Below are 23,662 nucleotides of genomic sequence, written 5' to 3'. Positions count from 1 at the left end.
AGAGGACACAAGTCATGCTGGAAAAGCTTTCCTTAAGGGCAAAGATTGTTTTGGGCAATGCAGTAGTGCTTCTGTTCCTTATCACGCTTGGGCTCTTGAGCCTCAAAAGCATTAAAAATCTTAGCGCCACAGAAAAGTGGGTGGAGCATACCCATGAGGTTATCAATAAAGCGCAAAACCTGATTGCCGCCGCCATCAACATGGAAACGGGTATGCGGGGCTATTTATTGGCAGGGGAAGAGCAGTTTCTTGAGCCCTACAATGAGGGACAAAGGGAATTCGAAAATATCGCCAAAGAGCTCAAAGAGAAGGTCAACGATAACCCCCAACAGGTTTCTTTGCTGGAAGATATGGAAGCTATTATTGCTGACTGGCAACGTAATGTGACTGAAGATGCGATATTACTGAGACGCTCCATTGGTAGTGCTAAAACGATGAACGACATGAGCATGACCGTGGGTGAGGCGAAAGGGAAAGCTTATATCGACAGACTGAGAGAACTGATCGATAGCTTCATTGCCCAACAGCGAGTGATATCAAATCAAAATTTCTCTTCTTCCCAGCTTGATGGTGACGTCGTTGCCAGTGCTCTGCTGATTAAGGTGGCGGCGCTGGATATGGAAACGGGGATGCGAGGATTTTTGCTCTCAGGACAAGAGGCTTTTCTTGAACCCTACGTACATGGAAATAGCCAGCTAAACCGCTTGTTGATGAGCCTCAAATTGGAAGTGAGGGACAACCCGATTCAGCTTTCCGTGCTGGAAAACATCGAAGAAGTGGTTGCTGACTGGCGAAGTAATGTGGCTGAAAGCTATATCGCATTAAGACGCGAGATTGGCGATGCCAAAACCATGGACGACATTTCTGATTTGGTGGCACAGGAGCGTGGGAAGCAGTATTTCGACAAGTTCAGAAGCTTAATGGACACTTTCATTGAGCGGGAAGAAACCCTCATGGCTGCGCGAACGCAAGCTGCGCATGAAAGTGTCACCAATACTTACATCACTATCATCGCAGGTATGGTATGTGCAGTGATTGCCTCCATTATCGTTGCTTACTTTTTGAGTGCGGCGATCATGCGTCCGTTTAGAGACATCTTCAAAGGCCTGACAGTGTTCAGTTCTAAGGAACTGGAAGAATTAAGTGAATCTTTCAATGACGTAGTAAAACGCATGAATACTGGGGCATCGAACGTCGCGATGATTGCTGGAAACATTGAAGATGTCTCCCAGAACCTTTCTCAAATCACCAACAGACAGGCCAGCTCAGTAGAGGAAACATCAGCCAGTGCTGAGGAAATTTCCAGCATGGTGCAGAACAATGTTCAATCGGCCGAACATTCACGGGATCTGTCACAAGAGGTTGGGGAAAGGATGACAGATCTCGACGAGGCCATGTGTCAGATTTCCGAATCCAACCACAAGATTTCAGAGTTGGTGAAGATTATCGCTGAGATTGGGGCGAAGACAGAAATCATTGATGAAATCGTCTTCCAGACCAAATTACTCTCGTTCAATGCCTCGGTCGAAGCTGAAAGGGCGGGTGAGCATGGCAGAGGATTTGCTGTCGTCGCTCAGGAAGTGGGAAATCTGGCTCAAATGAGTGGGAAAGCCGCGACAGATATTTCTGCCATCGTGAAACAAAGCATCAATGAAGCCGAAACGATCGCCAAAGAAAATACCAGCCGAGTGGAAATGGTGGCGCGATTGTTTCTGAAACGCGCCAACAGGCCCAATCGATGGTGGAAGGCGCGACCAATATTTTTGAAGCGTCCAACGAGCAAGCCAGAGGCATTCAGGAAATCAGTAATGCGGTTGAGTCGATTAACAAAGCCACACAACATGCAGCGTCCATTGCTGACCAGGCTTCGAACTCAAGTTCTGACTTGACCAGACAAGCTGCAGACCTCAACAATCTGGTCTCGCACCTGAGCAACTTCCTGTGTGGGCACGACGTGGAAACCAAGGAAGAGAGCCAGCAACAAACACCTAAGAACTGGCAGGAAAACCTTGAGCCGGATTACAGCCGCCCCAGCAGTGTTCGCCCAGCTAAGGTCATCAGTGATGATGTATCCATGGAAGGGGATAACGACAGCGCCTGGAACCGATTGTAAGTAACGCGGTGGCCTATGGTGCAGAAAGTCGACCCTCTTAACGTCAAAGCGCTTGATAACGTGACTGAAAATGTCAGCCGCTTTGATGTTTCCCGGGCGAAGCTGTCCTCAAGCGAATTCCGGCACTTTGCAGATTTGATATACCACCACGCGGGGATCCGAATCTCTCCCGACAAACGCACCATGTTGGAAAGCCGTCTTAACAAACGTCTCTTCGCACTCAAAATCCACTCATTCAAACAATATGCCGACTACCTGAAAGCCGACATGAGTGGACGGGAATTAACGGAATTCACCAACGCCATCACCACCAACAAAACCGAATTCTTTCGGGAGGCCTACCACTTTGAGGTGTTGAAAAAGGATATAGTCGCCCGTCATCACTCAGACTCCGTGTTTATCTGGTCAGCGGCCTGCGCCAGCGGGGAGGAGCCTTATTCCATTGCCATGACATGCGATGAACTCCAACAGGAACTCCCCGGTTTTGAAGGCAAAGTCCTAGCGACTGACATTGATACTCAAAGGCTCGCGATGTGTGAGAGCGGCCGTTACGAAAAAGAAAGGGCGAGCGAGATCCCCATTCAGTTCAGGCACCAATACGTTACCTTCTCTGACAATCCGAATGACGACACATTTGAGATGGCTGATGTGCTCCGGCGTCAAATCAAATTCCGCCAACATAACCTGATTCATTTCTCTGACAAGTTTGGCATTCAGTTTCATTACATTTTCCTCCGCAATGTCCTGTTTTACTTTCCTTCTGCGACGGGGGAAAAAGTCGTCCGTTCTTTGTTGAGTCAGCTACAGCCAGGGGGGCTGATTTTTGTTGGTTTGACAGAAACATTGAACAATATGGAGCTTGGGATAGAGCAGGTAGGCACCTCTGTTTATAGGAAGGTGGCAACGAAAGGGTGTGGCGATGGCTGATACCCAAGTCAGCTCTGGTGAGCTGTGTTTCTTCTTTCGCAAAAATGCCTGGATGCAGACGTTGGTAGGCACTTGCGTCACGGTTTGCGTTTGGGACAAGGAAAACCGAAGTGGCGGTATGTGTCACTACCGATTGCCGAGTGCGCCGGATAACTTTTCGCAAAACAGCGATGCCAATGACTTTGGTTGTTTTGCCATTCCCAACTTACTACGTCGGTTCAAGCACACCTCTTCGCGGCTCGAAAATCTAACGGCTTGGGTGCTTGGCGGTGCCCAACTCAACGGTGGTGACTTCTTACAGTCACAGCAAATTGGCGTCAGAAACATCTCAGTCGCACTCGAACTGTTGGCACGCTATGGCGTGCCTGTGCTCGGGGTGTCAATTGGAAGCTCAGAAGGAAGACAAGTCCGTTTCAACCCCTTCTCCGGTGAAGTAGATTTTCGCTTTGTCGCTGACCAATACCTTCCGAGCAGAAATTTTCACTCAAGGAAAACCAAGTTGCACAGGGTATTTACGACGCTGACTGCGCTAAACCAAGATGCTAATGCTGAAGTGCTGGAAGACAGAGATGACCTGAGCATCGAGGGTTTTCCTGATGTCGAAACCTTGTTTGAGGAAGCCTCAAAATTGGCGCCGGATGCGATTGTGATCGATACCCATCAGCTTTCAGGAATTCAAAGGTTAGGTGGAGTAAAGAGCGGGGAGAGTGTTCCCACCATTGTGATTTCTCCAAACGTAAGAGCTCTCACAGGCGCTGAATTCCGCAGAATCAATCAGGCGGTGGGCAGGTACCAATTTGTGGCGACACCGACCACCTTTAATCAGGTTTTGACCTCTGCGCTTGCGACAAAAGCCTGGCTGTATGAAATGGGGAAGTGGGCAGACATGCTCGAACCACGCCAACCCCCAGTTCCTGTCGATACTGTGGTGCTCCTTGGCGCGTCAACCGGGGGAATAGATGCTCTGGATTGCGTGGTAAAGAATCTCCCAAGTCCCTTTCCGCCCGTTTGTATTGTTCAGCACATTCCGTCCGACTATTCCCACTCGTTGGCGGAGAAGCTCAATAAATCGTCCCGGCTCCGTGTGCGTGAAGCAGAAGATGGCGTCCTGCTTGAAAGTTCTCATGTGTATGTGGCTCCGGGAGGAAAGCATCTCAGGCTTATGCAGCTACCGGATGAGCGAGTGGTAGTGAGGATTACCGACGAGCCGTTAGTCAATGGCTTTCGACCGTCAGTGGATTACCTGTTTCAGTCTGCGCTCAGGATCAAAAAACTCAAGAAAGTGGCTGCCTTGATGACTGGGATGGGAAGGGACGGCGCCAAGGGACTGCTGAGCCTAAAACGTGATGGCGCATTCACCATCGCGCAGGATAAAGAGAGCTGCGCCGTTTATGGCATGCCAAGAGCGGCGAAAGAGCTGGGAGCAGTATGCCGAACCGTTCCTTTGATTGGCATCGCAGGTGCGATTGAAGCGGCGGTGAAATCATTTCAAACGCCGGGTTCAGAAAACCTATCCAAAACGGCGGCAATGAATGGGGATGAAGGATGAGAAGAAAAGCATCGCAAACGACCCATTTAAAAGCACTGGCAGAGAAAGCTCAGCATATTGAAGCACTGATAGATGACACAGCGTCACTTGCCAAAGTGAATGAAGAAATCGAACAGTTCATGACTTTCCATGAGGGTTACCAAGCCAATGACATGACGCCTTATCGCGGTGTCGATGATTTGCTGCTGAATATTCAATCGCTGACAGATTATCTGGCAGCAGAAAACAGCGAGCTGGATGAGACGCTCAGCGAGCTGTTAGCTCGTGCCATTCATTCGGTGGCTGAGGACTTCCGCTCGTTTATCGACGGTAAGCCGAATGAGGAATACAGCGAGATCAAAGAAGCCTTACTGGCCGAGATGGCGACCTGTTTTCTGAATAAGGAAACGTTCGATATCCGTTTCTGTGAAGATACCTTTGCGTTTGAAGGTGATGTGGCGGATGAGTTGGCTTATCTCTGTTCTTTGGTTGAACCGGAAGGCCAGGAAAATACATCGAAGACAGTGTCAGGACGTAAGTTTCTGTCAAAAACCAAGGCGCCAACGAACTCCCCTCTCCAGTCGAATTTCGAGCAGACTACACGTGTGAAATCCCAGCTGCTCGAAAAGCTGATGAGTCATACCGAAGAACTGGTTCAGATACGCAATATGATGGTCGATTTGGCCGATCAGGAAGACAACCAGCGCTTGACAGAGCTTTCTAACAAGTTGATGACCATCTCTGACAACATGCTGGGGGATCTGCTGAAAACCCGGATGCGCCCCATCGGCAATTTATTGAGTAAATATCGGAGAATGGTGCGTGATCTCTCCAATGAGCTGGGGAAGAAAGTCGACGTTGAGATCATCGGTGAGAACATCGAGCTCGATAGCAATGTATTGGATGCCATTAATGAGCCGATGACCCACCTGGTGAGAAATGCGGTTGACCACGGTTTTGAAGTGCCTGATGAACGCATTGACGCAGGGAAACCAATGATTGGCCGACTGCTCATTCACGCCTACAACGAATCGGGCAAGGTCGTCATTAACATTCAGGATGATGGCAAAGGTATCGATACCCAGAGAGTGCTGAATAAGGCCATCAGCACGGGGGTGATTTCACAAGAGCAAGCGGCCCGGATGTCAGACAAAGAAACCATGGAACTGATTTTCCACTCTGGGCTTTCCACATCAGAGCAAGTGAGTTCTGTATCGGGTCGCGGCGTGGGAATGGACGCAGTGAAACGCAAAGTGGAGGAGATAAAGGGCACTGTTGATATCTACTCCGAGTTTGGTATCGGTACTGAAGTTTCACTGATGTTCCCACTAACAATGGCAACGCTGAAAGTGGCTTTGCTTCAAATCGGTGGTTTGAATTACGCCATCCCGTCTTCTGAAATCTCTGGGATTGTTGGTGTCAGCCGTGATGACGATGAAATTTCCATCCGGTTTGATAACGGTGCTGCCACCATGCTGAGGAAAGGCACCGTCACGCCGTTGATTGAAGCGAAGGATTATCTTGGGGCGTTGGCGAATGAGGAAAGCTTTCAGTCTTTGTATGAACAAGGGAAGTCAGTCAGTGTGGTGACCTTTAAGGATAGGGGGCAGCACTGGGGGTTGGTTGTTGATGATGTGCGCGCGTTTTTGGATATCGTGATCAAACCATTAGATAAAAGTATGAATCAGGAGAAGATTTTCTCCGGTGCCACCGTGTTAGGGAATGGTGATTTGGCACTGGTTATCAACCTGAAGAAAGTGCTGCGTTTTGCGCGCTACTGATAATCAGCGCCCTTCATCCGGGTTGCTGATTTTGTTCTTATACTTAAGACAGATACGATTTCTAGATTGGGGTGACAGATGAAAGTTCTCGGAAGCTTTTTGCTGGAAGCGGGATTGATTTCAGCCTCCGATCTTGCCGACGCCATGGTTGAGCAGGTGCGAAAAACACCACACAGCGTAGAGATTCTCTATGAGAAAGGCCTGATTTCTCCTGAGCAGCTTCTTGCGATTGTTACGCTTCAAAATGATGAAAACTTGGATTTTAGAACCGCTTGCCTGCAGCTTAATATCTGGAAAAGTGAGTTTATCGACATCATCAATAAAGAAGTCGAAAAACGCCGGGGAACCTTGGGTCAACTGCTTGTAGAAAGGGAGCTTATCGACCCACCTGTTTTGCTGTCAGTGATTAAGCAATATCATGCCTACCGTTCTGAAAATAATAACGACTTTGCGCTTTTCTCCGAAAATGCCATTTTGGATTTGGCTGAGGAATCTGGCAGTGACGGTGCGCCCGCGATTAACTATGAGCCGGATTTCTCGCAAGCGTCTGAGGGCAACACTTCCGAATATCTGGATCTGTTCTCAGAAGAAAAAGAGATCGCTCTCGAGTTGATGATACTGGCGATTGAAAAACTGGGAAGCGACAAAAGCGAAGATTCTCCAGAAGAGCTGTTGGATAAGTTCTTCACTGAATATCACTCACTGAAAGGAACGGCGAGAGGGATTGGGGCTGTATTGACGGAAAACCTAATCCACGAATCAGAGGATGTTCTTGCGTTCTATAAGCGCTTCCTGCACAAGCTTGAGAGTTCGGATTTCTCTGCCTTGGCAGCAGTGAACCTTAATGTGTTAGATGTGCTGAGCCAGCTGAGGAATGAACTGGTCGTCGCGGAATCCGAGCAGAGCTTCTGGGGTAAAGAGGATAAGAAAGCGAAATACCTCAAAGTGCTGGAGGATATCCATAAGCTCAATCATGAACTTCAAGGTCGTGGTTACAAAGTGGACATTGAAGAAGTCAAAGACATGTTCTGATTTGGTGCATTAATTTTCTCCCCCCGTCTCAATTTCCATATATTGATGCACAGTGGAGGTACCCCATTCGATATGATGGGTGAAATTTCAATCAGTTGGGGTGTAACAATGGATTTTCTGGAAATCTTACCTTCACTCATCAATACCTGGGTCATTCTTGCGGTTTTGGTGGTTATTGCACTGCGTTCAGCAGTCAAATTTGTTCCTCAGAATACGGCTTATGTGATCGAGCGTTTCGGTAAATACAACAAAACCATGGAAGCGGGCCTGAATGTGCTGGTGCCGTTTATTGACCGCGTGGCTTATGTGAGAACCTTAAAAGAGCAAGCGTTCGATGTACCTTCACAGTCGGCAATTACCCGTGACAACATCTCGCTGGTTGTGGACGGCGTGCTGTACATTAAGGTGCTGGACCCTGTGAAAGCGTGTTATGGCGTTGATGATTACATCTTCTCCGTGACTCAACTGGCGCAAACCTCTATGCGTTCTGAGATCGGCCGTATGGAGCTGGACAAAACCTTCGAAGAGCGCGAAAGCCTGAACACGGCTATCGTATCTGCTATCAACGAGGCGGCGCAGCCTTGGGGTGTGCAGGTGCTGCGTTACGAGATTAAAGATATCGATCCGCCTCGCTCAGTATTGGATGCGATGGAGCGTCAAATGAAAGCAGAGCGTGAGAAACGTGCTGCGATTTTGGAATCAGAAGGTGCACGTCAGGCAGATATCAACGTCGCTGAAGGTCAGAAGCAAGCGCGGGTATTGGCAGCGGAAGCAGAAAAGTCCGAGCAAATCCTGAAAGCAGAAGGTGAAGCTCAGGCGATTCTTGCAGTTGCACAAGCGCAGGCGGAAGCACTGGAAGTGGTAGGCCGCACAGCAGCAACAGAAGAAGGCCAAAAAGCGATTCAGCTTGACCTTGCTGACAAAGCGATTGAAGCGAAAAAAGCGATTGCGAAAGAATCTTCGGTGGTCTTGTTGCCTGATAGCCAATCGAGCGCAGCATCTCTGGTGGCGGAATCAATGAGCATTATCAATAAGCTGAATGCTGGGAAGTAAGCGATGGATTTAATGTCATACCTGCAAACCAATCTGGCGGAATCGACCATTATTATCGGTCTGATTCTTCTGATCATCGAAGTCTGGCTATTGGGGCTTTCAACCATTGTCCTGCTGGCACTCGGTGTGTCTGCGATTGTCACGGGTGGATTGGTATGGGCAGGCGTTTTCCCAGAGACCCTAACCGCAGTCATCGCTGGTTCAGGTATTGGCGCAGGTGTGCTAACAGCAATCTTATGGGGACCGCTCAAACGTTCGCAAAAAGGCCCTCGCCGCGAGTACAACATTCACAGCGACTTTATCGGTCTGGTGTTTGATCTTGAAGAGCAGTTAGATGCGGATCATCCCGTCACGGTGAAATACTCAGGTGTTAGCTGGAAACTTGTACTTGGCCCAAAACACCGAACCAACGTTGTACCTGTCGGTGGTTCGGTGAAAGTGATAGCTGTTGATGTTGGCAAGTTTATGGTTGAGCCTGTAGACGTTCAGAGTAGCGAATCCTGAAATCGCTTTAATTTGTCGAAAAATGAAAAGGAAGCTGATTAGCTTCCTTTTTCTTTGGGAGCAAAAAAATCTAATAAACAAAGCACCTTGCACTGTGTCACTTGGGTATAGTCGATATCGCAGCCTATGCTATACCCAAACACCCGAAGATGATGCAGGATTCAGCGCGTATCTTCAGGTTGTTTGGGTATAAACCTTAGTGAATTCAGACAGGGTGAGAGTTGATGAGCAAAGTGTGGTTAACGGGAGATGCGGTCGTTGATTTGATCCCCGATACGGAAATGACTTATCTGAAATGCCCCGGCGGTGCGCCTGCCAATGTGGCGGTTGCTGTGGCAAGGCTAGATGGGAACGTGGGATTCTTTGGCCGTGTTGGAAACGATCCTTTTGGTCGTTTTCTGGCGCAAACGCTGGAAAATGAAAAGGTAGACGTTGGCCACCTCGTTTTGGATGAAGACAAGCGCACTTCAACCGTAGTGGTTGATTTAGATGACAGCGGCGAGCGCAGTTTCACCTTTATGGTGAAGCCGAGTGCTGACCAATTCATGCAGCCAGAAGATATCCCTTCCTTTGGCACGGGAGACTGGTTACATACCTGTTCTATCGCCCTTGCGAATGAGCCGACACGCGGCAGCACTTTCGAGGCAATGACACGTATTAAAACGGCTGGCGGCTTCGTCAGCTTCGACCCTAACCTGCGCGATGAGGTTTGGCAGAACCAAGCTGAGATAATTCCCGTTGTCATGCGTGCTGTTGCTATGGCGGATGTGGTGAAATTCTCGGATGATGAATTGTTGTTCCTGACCCAGAAAAGTGAGCTGGAAGAAGCTTTGGCCGATGTGAAAGCGCTCGGCGTTCCGATGATTCTTATCACTCAGGGTAAAGAGGGGGCTTGGTTGGTGATGGATGATGTTCAATCGCTTGTCACCGGAAAAGTCGTGAGCCCGGTTGATACCACAGGAGCGGGGGATGCGTTTGTGGGTGGCTTGCTGGGGTATCTTTCCCGTCTTTCCGGTGATAGCTGGAAACACGCAGAAATGGCAAAAGAGGCGGTGATCTGGGCAAATGCCTGTGGTGCATTAGCGACCACACAAAAAGGTGCGATGACCGCACTGCCAGACTTAGCGAGCCTTCAGGCTTTTATCGACGATTAATCATGTTTTTTCCGCTTCGGCTCTGGAAGCAGCGGCTTGGTTCAAAGCTTCAATCAGATCAGCGCGGCTTAGGGGCTTGGTGAGGTAATTATCCATGCCCGCATTGATTGCCCGTTCAAAATCTTCTTTTCCGGCATGGGCGGATAGCCCAATGATGTGTAGGTGGGGGATATCATGTTCCTGCCCGAATTGACGCAAACGTGCGGTCAGCTCATAGCCATCGATAGTTGGCATCGAAATGTCAGTGATAAGGATGTTGAACGGGTTCTTTTTGTAGTAGGCAATCGCCTCCTTACCGTTCTCAAAATAAACAACGTTGTCTGTTACCCCGGCAAGAAATATTTTGGTGACTTCCCGGTTGTATTCGATGTCATCGACCACCGCAATGGACAATGATTGCAACGCTGAATGGTCATTTTGTGTTTTGACCGGTTGGGAGGTCATCGCGGAAGGTTCCATCATCAAACTGAGTTGCAATTCTTGCAGTAGCTGACCCATGCGAAGAGGCTTGACGATAAATCTTTGCTCAATGCCATCCGGATTTCGCTCAAAATCAGCTAAATTTGGGATCACGCCAACCCAAGGACAGTAAGGCTCAGGAAGAAGATCCGCTGCATCGGAGGCGAGAATGACAGCGGCATCAAATGTTGTCTTCGATGCTTCCAGCACGTCCGGTGTTGTCAGGTAAGTCAGTTTTGCCTGCCAATGGGTAAAATAGCGATCAATGATTGGGCGATGTAAAGGGTCTGCATTGATCACGGCGATGTGTTGGTTTATCAGCGCGCCTTGGGTGCTTTCTAAATCCTCAAAGGTGGGTAAGGTGAGGGAGAAAGAAAATATACTTCCCTTACCGAATTCAGACTGTACTTCCAGCTCAGTACCAAACAGTTCAAGCAGGTTTTTCGTGATGGAAAGCCCCAGCCCTGTTCCTTCATAGCGACGGGTCGTGGAGCTATCAACTTGCTCAAATGCCTTGGTCACTTCTTCAATTTTGTCTTCCCGAATACCAATGCCAGTGTCTTCGATTGAAAAGGTGAACGTGGTGTTGCGGCTCTGAGGGTCATACTCGCCGCGCAACTGGAAACGGATGTAACCATGCTCGGTAAACTTGACGGCGTTACTCAGTAGATTGTTAAACACCTGACGTAACCGTAGCTCGTCGGTTTGCACCTCGGTATTCAGACTGGGGGGAATATCGATAACCACCAGCAAATCTTTGCGCGCTGCGGCAAGGGCAGCAAGAGAAGCGGCTTCTTCGATGGTATCGGCCAGACAGAATCTTTCTGAGTCCAGCTTTAACTTCTTTGCCTCCAGTTTGGAGAAGTCGAGAATATCATTGATAAGCTGCAACAGGTCTTTGGCTGAGGAATTGATAATGCCGGCAAACCCGGCTTGCTCCTTGGTTAAGGAGGACTCCTTCAGCATTTCAGACATGCCGATGATGCCGTTCATTGGGGTGCGGATCTCATGGCTCATATTGGCAAGGAATTGTGATTTGGCTTCGGTGGCATGACGGGCGGCAGAAGCGGCTTCTTTGAGCATTTCTTCGAATTCGTGGCGCTCGCTGGCATCACGGACAATCAACACATACCGGTCAGTAACTCCCGCGGCATTGATGATAGGGAAGGCGGTAATTTCAGTCTGCAATGCCTCACCAGTGCAGGTAAAGCATTCTGCCCTGACGGTCACTCTCTCGCCCTTATTGATAGCCTCCTGCAGTTGGTAGGCACCAACTTCAGTCGTATGTTCACCGAACAGGAGTACCTGAAAATCTTTGTCACAGGTTTCCCGTTCTTGGTACCCGAGCAACTCATTGAGTGCGTCATTTGATAGCGCCACATAGCCACCCAGATCGGTAATCAAATAGGCTTCATGGGATTGTTCAACGATTTCTGCCAGCATTTTGTTTTGTGCAGCAAGTTGCTTGAATCGGTTCTTTTCTCGCGAAAGCTCTTCATAGGTATGGGAAAGGGCGACTGACATATCATTAAAGGCATTGGCGACCTGTGCCACTTCATCTCTGCCTTCTACGGGCACGGTTTCGCCAGGGCCATTTTTCTGGATTTTCAGAGCGCCTTCCCGAAGCGTCAACAATTGTTTGGTCAGTAATGAGCCGAAGGCCAGAGAGAACAGCGCTACCAACACCATTTCAAGTGCTGCGATGGAAACAGCGTATTTCTGAGCATCATCGATAAGCTGACTGAATGCGCTAACATCTAATCCTACTTCAATCTGGCCGACGACATAGTCATCGATAGCGACCGGGTGGCGGATATCATAAATCCCATCAATTGCATCAGAGGGCGACTGCGCATAATCCGGTGCAACAGCGTCATTACCAAGGGTATTGGATTCTGCCAACACCTGCCCTTCGTCGTTCATGATTCGGATGTAGGCAATATCACCGTCACGAATCGCTTCACGGGTAAAGGCGCGGAGGTTGGCAAGGTCAGTAGAAATAATGGCGTCACGCACGGCGATGGCAAAGGTATTCGAAAGCCTGTTACCGTCATTAATGATCTGCTGCTCGTTGGAATCCCTTAGCCAGCCGATCCCCGAGACAATCAGTATCGCGAGCAAGATAAGCTCGATAAGTGCAATACCTAAAATTGTCTTTAGGCGAAACGTCATCGCTTTAAAGTCCTGTCAGTGTTATTTGGCTTCAATCACGGAAATATTGAGGGCACGGACATCATCCCAGTCATTGTCGATCGCACTTTGGAAGCCTTTGATATTCAATTTCTCCAATGCTTTTATGCCATCTGGTGTACTCGACAGCGTCAAAAATGCTTCCTGTAACCGCCGGTGCTGCTCATCTGAAAGGGACGGGTGTGAGGCAATAGCATGAGGCGTAAAGCCATCAGTGGTGTAGAGCACTTTTAGGTTGTCTTTGGCATTAGGTGGCGCCCCACCCAGTGTGCGGACAATGCCGCCTCCTGCGTCGAACAGGCCATCAGCCACGCCGAGATAGGAAGAGTCGTGGGAACCGACATAGTGAGGCTCGAACACGATACCTTTGTTTTTGAGTGTGGCTTGAGTCAGCAAGGTGGCAGCAAATGCGGCAGGTGCAGGAAAGGCCAGCCTTTTTCCATCCAAATCTTCAAGCGATGTTACGCCCGATGTTTTCCGCACTACCAGAATGCCTTTAATTCGCTTGTCTTTGGCATGGGCAATGGCTTTATAACCGGGTGATTGATTGAAAACGGTAAAGTGATAGGGGTTCATGTAAGCAATGTCATACTTCCCTTCCGCCAAACGTTTTTCAAACTCTGGGATGTTAGGTGCCGTGGCAAAGCGGATTTTTAGGCCGGAAAGTTCACTGATCTCCTTCATCACCGGGCTCCAGCTTCGGATCAGTTTGGCTGACGATTGCTGAGGGACAATACCAAAAACCAGTGGTTGGGATTCATCATCGTGGGCGCCAGCATGCGCCACGGCTTTGGTTGCAGTTATTAGAAAGGCACTGCTGAGTGCGATACCCAAGGCAAGAATAGCCTTGCTTAATCTGCGGTTACCTATTGATCTCATTGCGAATATTTCCCTATCCACTGACGTTGACTTAACTATAGTACAGTGTCTTATATTTGCGTCAGTTGCGGAGCCGAGAGGGTGTCAAGCGCACACTTTATGGCCTAAGGTGGCGAAGGGTGCTGGGCAAATTCAAGCGGGTGAGCGCTGCATTTCGGCAGTAACTAAGGTAATCTTTGCCAATACGAATTTTGAAGGTATCCAGGCTCTTGTTTCTGGGTATTGTTGGGGTTGAATAGGGAGAGTTCATGTCATCGGGAAAACTGAATACCACGCTGGTGTCTGCGGGGAGAAAATCTGAGTACTGCAAAGGCAGTGTTAACAGTGTGATTCAGCGCGCGTCATCGATTGTTTTTGATTCTGTGGCGCAGAAAAAAGTGGCGACAAAACATCGTGGGGAGCGTGAGTTATTCTACGGACGCCGTGGCACATTGACGCACTTTGCCTTTCAAGATGCCATGACTGAACTGGAAGGTGGCGCAGGTTGTGTGCTTTATCCTTGTGGCGCAGCAGCCATTGCCAACAGCATGCTCTCTTTTGTCAAAACCGGTGATCACGTTTTGATGACGGGTGGCGCTTATGAGCCAACCCAGGCCTTCTGTGACACCATTCTTGCCGATATGGGTATTGCTACGACTTATTACGACCCGATGAAAGGTGCTGATATTGGCGCTTTGGTGAAACCGGAAACCTCAGTGGTCTTTCTTGAATCACCAAGCTCTATCACCATGGAAGTGCCCGACATTCCTGCCATTGTAAAAGCAGTGCGTGCGGTGAACCCTGAAGTGGTGATCATGATTGATAATACCTGGGCAGCGGGAATTCTGTTTAAAGCGCTTGAGCATGATATTGATATCTCTATTCAAGCAGGCACCAAATACATTGTTGGGCACTCTGACGCCATGATCGGCACAGCGGTCGCTAATGCACGCACTTGGGAGCGTCTGCGCGAGCGCTCTTACCTGATGGGGCAAATGGTGGATGCGGATACCGCGTACATGGCATCCCGTGGCTTGCGAACTTTGGGTGTTCGTCTTAAGCAGCATCAGGAAAACAGCATCGCGGTAGCTCAATGGTTGAGCGCTCGCCCTGAAGTGGCGCGAGTGAACCATCCAGCATTGCCTGAAAGTGCGGGTCACGAAAACTACCAGCGTGATTTCAGTGGTAGTTGTGGCCTGTTCTCTTTCGTGCTGAAAGAGAAGCTTACCGACGAGCAGGTTGCGAATTATCTGGATAACTTCACTCACTTCAGCATGGCGTATTCGTGGGGTGGCTACGAGTCTCTGGTGCTGGCGAACCAGCCTGAAGAACTGAATGCCATTCGTCCAGTTGGCCCGGTTGATTTCAGCGGCACCCTGGTTCGTCTGCACATCGGTCTGGAAGATGTGGAGGATCTGATTGCGGATTTGGAAGCTGGCTTTGAACGCTTGAAGTAATCGGGCTTCGGTGAGAAATAAAAAACGGCGCATCAAGCGCCGTTTGTGTTTGTAAGGTTTGGCACAGACTCGTAGTGCTCAACCGTGGGGAAGGGATCGTAGAAGTGATGCAGTAAGGCTTTCCACTCTAGATACCCTTCGGATTGCCTAAATCCCTCTGTGTGGTCTTCCAAGGTTTCCCAGTTAACCAACAGTATGTAGCGGTTTGCCTTTTCCATGCATCGACGGACTTCATGGCTGATGTAACCTTTCTGCGCCGAAATAATCGCCTGTGCTTTCGCAAAGGCGTTCTCAAACGCCGCTTCCTGCCCAGGAACCACGCTCAATATGGCGACTTCCAGAATCATCTTCACTCCTTGAATGCTAAGCTCGTGATTACTGATTATTCGCCATCAGCATTTTTAGGGTGTCGGCCAGTTCCTCGGCACTTTGATGTGCACTGGTATTCACCACATACTTGCCATTAACCAGAAACGTCGGTACCGATCTGATTTCAGATTCTACTGTGATCTGATCAGCACGCTCCATATCTGCAAACAGTGCTTCTTGTTGTGCTTCGGTCATGTCAAAAGGGCTGACCAGATTGTATTGCGCAAACAGTGAACTCAGGATGGCCTTGTTCTTTTCCGCGTCATCAGACTGGTCTTCCTGCACAAACTTGAACAGGGCTTCGGTCAAACCTTCTGGTGGTGCGCCGTCAATCTGACTCATGGCGGAATAGTAAATCATTGCCGCAAAGGTGGCGTTTTCATTGAAGGTGACATGCGCTTTGCCAATTTTCACATCAGCGGCAGCTTCAATCGCAGGAATGGCCGCTTCCATTGAACGGCAATGACCGCATGACAGGCTGAAGACTTCGGTGACCGCTGGCAGACTTTCCACAGTTACAGGTGTTGCGAGCGTAGTGTATTTGTCGTTTTGGGGCGCTTCATCGCTGCAGGCGGTGATTGTGAGTGCTGCAAACAATGGAAGAAGGAAACGCTTGAGTTTCATAAAACTTAATCACTATTTTTAGCGAATTCATTTTCGCGGTGGATTTTAGAAGAACGAGTATACCGTACTCCACGAAACTCAAGACAAAAAAATGCCAGCCGGAGGGCGGCTGGCAAGGAGCGCTAGGCTCTTGGGCTTCTTGTTATTTAGTCAACAATCATCTTGCTCTGCATAATCATCGCATCAATAACCGAAGAGCTGATTTGCTCGGAGGTCATGCCGGTAATGTCGACGCTGTAAGCATCTGCCATATCTTCGACACTCATGTTGTCGAATACTACCTGCTGATCCACATTGCCGTCGCCTTGAGAAGAAATGTTGAGCATGGCATTCCCTTCTCCGTCGTCACTGAACGATAAATACTCGCCGAGTGAGTCGTTTGTTTCGTTGTTCAAGAGGTCGGAGAGATTGATAGCATCTTGCATGGCATCAAAGTCAGCAATGTGATCAACGGCCGGTGCGTTGGCTGTGCCTTGATCTCCGTTGAGGAAAGCAAAGGTGTCTGAGCCTGAACCACCCGCCATCAGGTCATTGCCTTGACCACCAAAGAGCAGGTCATCACCAAGACCGCCATCGATGATGTCATTCCCCGCATTTCCGTATATGACATCATCACCACCGTTGCCGAGTAACACGTCCACTTCACTACTACCTGCTATGCGATCATTACCATCACTACCAGAGAAGGTAACGTCATCAAGGGCAATAACATCATCCAGCGCATCACTCACGCCGTTCAGCGACGCATTGTTGACTGCTGACTCTGAGCCACCGATGGTGACATTGACCTGCGTTTGCATGCCATTTGTGGCGGTGAGACTGATTACCTCAGTAACAGTATCATGTTCTCCTAATGCTGGTGTTGAGTGAGGGTCGAGTGTGTAAGTCCAAGCACCGTCGGTTAATACCAGTGAGCCATATTGGCCGTTTACTGTGGTGTCAGCAAATTCAGGCTGTGAATCATTCGCATCCAAATCAACGATAGAAAGCACACCTGTTGCTTCGAGCGTCGCACCAGAAAAATCAGTGAAGTCAGAATATGACATCGACCTTGGCTGATTTGGCGTATCACGCAGGTAATCCATGGTGAGTCCTGGAGTGATTTGTGGACCGTCTATCTGCACAATCACGCGGCCTTGTTCATTGGAGTCATATCTGAAGCTACCATCACCATCAAGGTCGACATCAAAGACAGCGAAGGAGTAAACATTTCCCGCTGAATCTTGATAATCGAGTTGATAGTCGTAGGTGGCTGAGTACTGCACCCCGTTGATTTCGACTTTTTGGCTCGAATCCTGAACATACTCATTTCTGTAGTTGTCACCGTCCACCGTAGTGTCGTTGTCATAGAAACGTATCGTCGAACCGGAGTCATTGAACTGGAATGTCGGCTCGTTACCGTAGTACTGCATGTCGCCGCCAGAGAACGTATAACCCTCATTGAGGACGAATGCGTTGCCAATGTCTACATACTCACTGGTCACGGAGTCTGGCGCCACGATAGCGGCTGTATTGGTGCCGACGACAAATGGGTCATCGTTGGTTCCTGTGATGGAAACATTAATGTTTTGCACCGTGCCATCCGTCGCCGTCAGCGTGATGGTGTCGGTGACATAGTCGGAGCTGGACAGGACTTCCGCTTTTACATCATCCAGTTCGTAAGTCCAGACACCGTCAGTTAACGTGAGCGTGCCATAGTCCCCCTGAATCGTGGTGTTCAGGAACTCTGGCGTATCATCAGCATCTGGGTCACTAATGGCAATATTTCCACTAACAGTGACTTTGTCGCCGTAATCGCCTTCGGTCACTGCACCACTGAATACGCCAGTGACAATTGGTGCATCATCTGTACCCTGGATAGCAATGACAATCTCATGTTGTCCGCCTTCAGAGTCAGTAATGACGATGGTTTCCAGAGTCTCTTCATCGATTTGCTGTGCTTTGCTTTCATCGAAGGTGTAGGTCCAGTTGCCATTGGTCAGCACAAGCGTACCGAACTCACCTTGAACTGTGGTGTTCGGTAGAGTTGGTGTGTCGCCGCTATCAACGTCTGATACGCCGATTGAGCCGCTGGCTGAGATAGGCTGGTCTTGTTGCTGCGTGGCGGTGACATAGAAAGCGACATCGTTGTAGTCGCGGTCTCCACCGCCAACCAGATCCTCCCAGGCTGAATAAGTGCCGGAATTGGACTCGTAATCGAAGCTGCTGCCGTTTTTCGATGATTCCGAGACGAACGTCGTGCCTGATGCACTGCCTTGATATGCCGTGACCCCACCGCTGCCGAAGCTGAGACTGACACTTCCCACATTGAACCCTTGGCTGTCACCGTCAGGAATCATGAACAGGCCAACTTTCTCCCCGCCAGCTGTGTTGATGTTAACGCTCGAGTTGTTTACTGAGTGAGCATTATCGAAGATGATCGCCGAACGGATGACATTGCCGCTACCATCCATCACGTAGTAACCCACACTGTTGCTGTACTGCGCATCCGAAGTGATATTGCTGAGGTTGAGGTATAAGTTGTCACCATCCCCCACATCCCAGGTACCATCGGAGCCACGGTTAATAGTGACGTTTTCCGACGTTGAAGAAGTATCGGAGATGGTTGCTGTAGTGTCTCCCGTCAGGGTGGCAGCATCATCGCTACCGGTGATGTTCACCACAATCTCTTGTGTGGAGCCGTCCGAAGCCGTCACAGTGAAGGTATCTGTCACGTTCTGGCCTTCGTTGAGGCTATCCGCCTTGCTGTTGTCGAGCGTATATGTCCATTCGCCGTCAACAAGCGAGAGTGAGCCATAGGTGCCCGATTGATTGCTATCCGGAATTGTGACGTTGTCACTATCGGTATCGCTAACTGAAAGCTTGCCGCTGGTTGTTATCACATCACCCGCATCACCTTCGGTCACGCTGCCGGAAGTCGTGCCTGAGATGAACGACGCGTCATCAGCGCCTGTCACTGTGATTACGATGTCTTGAGTGGTGCCATCAGTCGCTGTCAGCGTTATGACATCCTCAACTTGCTGACCTTCACTGAGCGATTGTGCCGCATCACTCAAAGTGTAAGTCCACTCACCATCAATCAAGGATAGTGCGCCGTACTGGCCTGCTACTGTCGTACTAGCAAAGCTTGGTGTGTCGTTGGTATCCACATCGGTAATCGATAGGGTGCCGCTGACGGTTTGCGATAGCGAGTCTTCAGAGATTTGCGCGGTGACATCGCCAGAGACTTCCGGTTTGTCATCGGTACCCGTCACCGTAATGGTGATGGTTTGCTCTGTTCCATCCGTCGCCGTCAGGGTGATGACATCCTGCGCAGTTTGATCTTCACCCAGACTTTGGGACTTGCCTTCATCCAGCGTGTAAGTCCAGTTGCCATCGACCAGTTCGAGCGTGCCGTAGGTGCCTTCCACCGTCGCGTTCTCAAACACAGTGGTGTCTCCACCATCTACGTCGACAACATCTAATGAGCCCGATGTTGTGATGAGCGATTCGGTACCGATATTGAGTTCAACCGAGGTGGTGTTGCCATCCGCGTCAACCAGGAAGTAACTGCCATCCGCGGTCTGCACAATCACAGGTGGAGTGTTGTCGTTTTCAATGGATGCTACGTTGCCCTGATGAACGAGTTTGCCGTCATCACCGATAGTGAACAGATCAACACCGCCGTCTGGATTAGGTGCAACGAATACCGGCTCGCCATCAATGTAGCCAGCGGTCGACATGTAGGCACCCGCATTCGAGATGGTGTCAGTTTGAGTCAGTGCGCCATTCTCGCCAATTTCGAACACCGTGGTGACATCTGCGCCGCTGCTTGAAGCAATAGCGTAAGTCTTGCCATCTGGTGTTTCGTAAATGGTGACAGAGTTACCGTCGCCCTCTGCGACAGACTTGGTATCGATGAGGGTCAGGTTACCTGTCGCGCTGTCGACTGAGTAGATGTTGACGCTGCCTTCGCTGGCTGAGGTGACATAGGTATTGTCACCCACGGTGACAATATCAATTCCCGACACCACATCGCCGGAAGCAAACGAGTTTCCTGTTTCGCGAATGTCGCCGGTTTCTGGGTCGTACGTCAGTACATCAATGGTGTCGCCTTGAGGACGGGTTGCGAAAATGAGGGTTTGCCCGTCATCCGTTTCGAAGGTGACATTTTCACGCACGATGCCGGTTTGCGAATTGCCAAAGGTCAGGCCGCCATTTGGGGTCAGTTGGCCATTGTCGGAGATCTGCCAGGCAGAAATGGAACCACTATTCTGCGAGGTCAAGAACAGGGTAGGTTGTCCGTCAATGCTTGAAACATTGGACTGGGTGAGACCGTTACCCAATGCGCCGACAGAGAAGCCTGCATTTTCAACCGTGGAGGTGATATCACCTGTCACAGAAGAAGTCACCACACCAGTGGTGCTGTCGTAGGTGATGCGGTCAGTCTCAGTGAGTGAGCCGTCGTTTTCAACCCTTGAAATGATGGTGGTGCCGTCGTAACCAAACGAAGTGGAAATGACATAAGGCACGCCGTCAATTGTCGTGGTCGTGGTTGTCCACGCGCTATTGCTGTCGCCAGTGGTGATATTGCCGCTGGAAATAGATTCGCCGACTTCAATGTTAAGCTGGAAGCCTGCCGCATCGACACTGCCAGTGGTGGTGCCTGAGACAACACCAGCCTGATCCGTGCCAGTCACCGTCATCACGATATCATGGGTAGAACCGTCGGAGGCCGTTAGCGTGAAGGTATCTTGAGCGGTTTCGCCGTCAGTCAACGGCTGAGCTTTCGCTGGGTCGACGGTGTAAGTCCATTCTCCATCGGTCAGGGTAAAGGTGCCATATTCCCCGGCGATAGTTGTGTTGCTGATACTCGCACTTTCGCCGCTGTCTGGGTCCGTCACTGTGATGGTGCCAGATGTCGAGGCGTCGGCGTCGGTCACATTACCCGTTGTATCACCCGTTACCACAGCGGCATCGTTCGTACCGGTCAAGGTAATACTGATGACCTGTTGGTTGCCATCGCTTGCAGTGACTGTGATGTTGTCAGTAACAACTTGGTCTTGCGCCAGCGATTGAACAGCGTCGGTGTTAACGGTGTAAGTCCATTCGCCGTCAACCAGCTCAAGCGTGCCGTAGGTACCATCCAATGTCGCATCTGGAATAGTAGGTGTCTGGCCGCTATCTGGGTCAGTGATAGTAATGGTGCCGGAGACGGATTGCGCACCGACATCCTCGGTGATGCTGCCCGTCACATCACCCGCAATGATGGAGCCATCATCGGTACCGGAGATGTTGATGGTGATGTTCTGTGTCGTGCCGTCAGTGGCGGTCAGCGTGATCACGTCCTGAGCATTGTCGTCAGAACCCAGTGATTCCACTTTGTCGCGATCTACGGTGTACGTCCATTCACCATCTACCAAAGTGAGTGAACCATACTGTCCCTCGACTGTAGTATTTGCGAAAGATGGACTGTCGTTGTTATCGACATCAGAGATTTCAATGGTGCCGCTTACAGTAACGGGTGCTGCAATATCGTCGTAATCGAGACTGTCGATATTGTTGTACGAGCCCGGTACTAATGTGAGTGTGGTATCTGGGGTGATCTCTGGGCCATCGAGCTGGATCAGCACCTTACCGTTGTCCGGAATTGCGTTGTAGTTGTTGCCATCGGCATTGGTGTCCACATCGACAATTGCCATGGTATACACGTTACCCTGTGCGTCCGTGTACTGAAGCGTGTAGTCGAGGTTTGCAGGGTAAGTAACGCCGTTTAGCTCGATAGTTTGTGAGCTGTCATTGGAGTATTCGTTGTGTGTGTTGTCGCCATCCAGACGCGCGTCGTTATCAGTGAATTCGACGCTGACACCACCGCTGCTGAAATTGATGGATGGTGGGAAATTGAAGGTATGGAACTCGCCTGACTCAACGCTGAAATTCTCATCCATGATGAAGGCATTGCCCACGAGCGCGCTGGAGAGATCAGCAGTCGAAATTGTGCCTGTTGTCGTACCAGTGACGACTGCTGCCTGATCGGTTCCCACTACATCGACGGTGATTTGGTGAGTCGAACCGTCAGATGCTGTGAGGGTGAAGGTTTCAGTCTCAGTATCACCCTGAGAGATTGCCTCTGCTTTATCCGGATCGACGGTATAGGTCCACTCACCATCTACCAGTGAGAAGGTGCCGTATTCACCATCAATATCAGTGTTGCTGATGCTTGCCGTTTCGCCGCTGTCTGGATCCGTCACTGTGATAGAGCCAGATACGGAAGTGTCAGTGTCAGAAAGACTGGCGGTGGTATCACCGGTCACCACTGCAGCTTGATCAGTGCCTTCAACGGTAACAGTGATCTCGTGTTGTGAATTGTCAGATGCCGTAAGGGTAAAGGTTTCGGTGGCTTCCTGGCCCTCTGGAAGTGTTTGGGCTTTGTCTGGGTCTACCGTGTAGGTCCAGTTGCCATCGACCAATTCGAAGGTACCATAGTTGCCCTCTATGGTGGTGTTATCGATAGACGCGGTTTCGCCGGAATCCGGGTCAGTAACCGTGATAGAGCCCGTCGTGGAAGTATCTACATCACTGATCGAGGCGGTGGTATCGCCAGTCACAACCGCAGACTGGTTGGTGCCGGTGACCGTCACCACAATCTCGTGCGCCGAGTTATCAGACGCAGTCAGAGTAAAGGTTTCGGTCGCCTCTTCCCCGTCCGGCAGGGCTTGCGCTTTATCCGGGTCTACCGTGTAAGTCCAGTTGCCGTCGACCAGTTCGAAGGTCCCGTAATTGCCTTCAATCGTGGTATTGCCGATGGTGGCCGTTTCGCCGGAATCTGGGTCGGTAACCGTGATAGAGCCTGTTGCTGAGGTATCGACGTCAGTGATCGAGGCGGAGGTATCACCGGTGACAACCGCAGACTGGTTGGTGCCTTCAACCGTGACCACAATCTCATGGGTAGAGTTATCAGACGCCGTGAGGGTAAAGGTTTCGGTCGCCTCTTCCCCGTCCGGCAGGGCTTGCGCTTTGTCTGGGTCTACCGTGTAGGTCCAATTACCGTCCACCAATTCGAAGGTGCCGTAGTTACCTTCAATGGTGGTATTACCAATGGTGGCCGTTTCGCCGGTATCTGGATCGGTAACTGTGATAGAGCCTGTTGCTGACGTTTCGACGTCAGTGAGAGAGGCAGTAGTATCACCGGTGACAACCGCAGACTGGTTGGTGCCGGTGACCGTCACCACAATCTCGTGCGTTGAGTTGTCGGATGCGGTGAGTGTGAAGGTCTCGGTCGCCTCTTCACCTTCTGGCAGAGACTGGGCTTTATCTGGGTCAACCGTGTAAGTCCAGTTGCCATCCACTAATTCAAAGGTCCCGTAGTTACCCTCAATCGTGGTGTTGCCGATGGTGGCCGTTTCGCCGGAATCCGGATCGGTCACCGTGATAGAGCCCGTTGCTGAGGTATCAACGTCAGTGATAGAGGCAGTAGTATCACCGGTGACAACCGCAGACTGGTTGGTGCCTTCGACCGTGACCACAATCTCGTGCGTTGAATTATCAGACGCAGTAAGGGTAAAGGTTTCGGTTGCTTCTTCCCCGTCCGGTAGAGCTTGCGCTTTGTCTGGGTCTACCGTGTAGGTCCAGTT

At 50.1% G+C, this 23,662-nt stretch carries 15 protein-coding genes; 10 read left to right on the top strand and 5 right to left on the bottom strand.

Annotated features, from left to right (window positions below):
* Positions 1 to 14 precede the first annotated feature (14 nt).
* The 9 genes from G5S52_RS07130 (at position 15) to cscK (ending at position 10,092) form a co-directional block, all read left to right on the top strand.
* Complete coding sequence (locus G5S52_RS07130; RefSeq protein WP_235956135.1) at positions 15 to 1,889, top strand: CHASE3 domain-containing protein; 1,875 nt, start codon at positions 15 to 17, stop codon at positions 1,887 to 1,889.
* Positions 1,886 to 2,113 carry a hypothetical protein gene (locus G5S52_RS23875; RefSeq protein ID WP_235956134.1) on the top strand — a complete coding sequence of 76 codons (228 nt, stop codon included), beginning with the start codon at positions 1,886 to 1,888 and terminating at the stop codon, positions 2,111 to 2,113. Before G5S52_RS07130 ends, G5S52_RS23875 begins: the two co-directional genes overlap by 4 nt.
* Positions 2,114 to 2,128: 15 nt before the next feature.
* The gene (locus G5S52_RS07125) at positions 2,129 to 3,040 is read left to right on the top strand and encodes a CheR family methyltransferase (RefSeq protein WP_165012440.1); all 912 of its coding nucleotides are present in this window, start codon (positions 2,129 to 2,131) and stop codon (positions 3,038 to 3,040) included.
* Complete coding sequence (locus G5S52_RS07120; protein ID WP_165012439.1) at positions 3,033 to 4,589, top strand: chemotaxis protein CheB; 1,557 nt, start codon at positions 3,033 to 3,035, stop codon at positions 4,587 to 4,589. Before G5S52_RS07125 ends, G5S52_RS07120 begins: the two co-directional genes overlap by 8 nt.
* Positions 4,586 to 6,349: a chemotaxis protein CheA gene (locus G5S52_RS07115; protein ID WP_165012438.1), complete on the top strand. Its 1,764-nt coding sequence runs from the start codon at positions 4,586 to 4,588 to the stop codon at positions 6,347 to 6,349. Before G5S52_RS07120 ends, G5S52_RS07115 begins: the two co-directional genes overlap by 4 nt.
* Positions 6,350 to 6,427: 78 nt before the next feature.
* Complete coding sequence (locus G5S52_RS07110; RefSeq protein WP_165012437.1) at positions 6,428 to 7,381, top strand: hypothetical protein; 954 nt, start codon at positions 6,428 to 6,430, stop codon at positions 7,379 to 7,381.
* A 108-nt stretch (positions 7,382 to 7,489) separates the two neighbouring features.
* Positions 7,490 to 8,434, top strand: coding sequence for an SPFH domain-containing protein (locus G5S52_RS07105; RefSeq protein ID WP_062663446.1), 945 nt, complete (start codon positions 7,490 to 7,492; stop codon positions 8,432 to 8,434).
* A gap of 3 nt (positions 8,435 to 8,437) precedes the next feature.
* Positions 8,438 to 8,938 carry an NfeD family protein gene (locus G5S52_RS07100; protein WP_165012436.1) on the top strand — a complete coding sequence of 167 codons (501 nt, stop codon included), beginning with the start codon at positions 8,438 to 8,440 and terminating at the stop codon, positions 8,936 to 8,938.
* 224 nt (positions 8,939 to 9,162) lie between these two features.
* Positions 9,163 to 10,092: a fructokinase gene (gene cscK / locus G5S52_RS07095; protein WP_165012435.1), complete on the top strand. Its 930-nt coding sequence runs from the start codon at positions 9,163 to 9,165 to the stop codon at positions 10,090 to 10,092.
* Here cscK and G5S52_RS07090 read toward each other — a convergent pair whose 3' ends face one another.
* Both G5S52_RS07090 and G5S52_RS07085 read right to left on the bottom strand, forming a co-directional pair.
* Positions 10,093 to 12,723 (bottom strand): hybrid sensor histidine kinase/response regulator, encoded by a 2,631-nt coding sequence (locus G5S52_RS07090; RefSeq protein WP_165012434.1) that lies wholly within the window; start codon positions 12,721 to 12,723, stop codon positions 10,093 to 10,095.
* 21 nt (positions 12,724 to 12,744) lie between these two features.
* A complete protein-coding gene (locus G5S52_RS07085) occupies positions 12,745 to 13,620 on the bottom strand; it encodes a phosphate/phosphite/phosphonate ABC transporter substrate-binding protein (RefSeq protein WP_165012433.1) in 876 nt (291 codons plus the stop codon).
* 248 nt (positions 13,621 to 13,868) lie between these two features.
* On the opposite strand from G5S52_RS07085, the gene metC reads away from it, so the two are divergent.
* The gene (gene metC, locus G5S52_RS07080) at positions 13,869 to 15,056 is read left to right on the top strand and encodes a cystathionine beta-lyase (protein WP_165012432.1); all 1,188 of its coding nucleotides are present in this window, start codon (positions 13,869 to 13,871) and stop codon (positions 15,054 to 15,056) included.
* A 32-nt stretch (positions 15,057 to 15,088) separates the two neighbouring features.
* Here the strand turns inward: metC and G5S52_RS07075 are convergent, their stop codons facing one another.
* The 3 genes from G5S52_RS07075 to G5S52_RS07065 form a co-directional block, all read right to left on the bottom strand.
* Positions 15,089 to 15,403, bottom strand: a complete 315-nt coding sequence (locus G5S52_RS07075; RefSeq protein ID WP_165012431.1) for an antibiotic biosynthesis monooxygenase family protein — start codon at positions 15,401 to 15,403, stop codon at positions 15,089 to 15,091.
* A gap of 28 nt (positions 15,404 to 15,431) precedes the next feature.
* A complete protein-coding gene (locus G5S52_RS07070) occupies positions 15,432 to 16,049 on the bottom strand; it encodes a thioredoxin domain-containing protein (RefSeq protein WP_165012430.1) in 618 nt (205 codons plus the stop codon).
* A 146-nt stretch (positions 16,050 to 16,195) separates the two neighbouring features.
* The coding region (locus G5S52_RS07065; protein ID WP_165012429.1) for a beta strand repeat-containing protein at positions 16,196 to 23,662 on the bottom strand (7,467 nt) is incomplete at its 5' end.

Origin of the sequence: Grimontia sedimenti, from assembly GCF_011045095.1 — a bacterium.
GTDB classification, from domain to species: Bacteria; Pseudomonadota; Gammaproteobacteria; order Enterobacterales; family Vibrionaceae; genus Enterovibrio; species Enterovibrio sedimenti.
The sequence above is the reverse complement of the archived record's forward strand: the minus strand, read 5'-3'. Positions and strand labels throughout refer to the sequence as shown.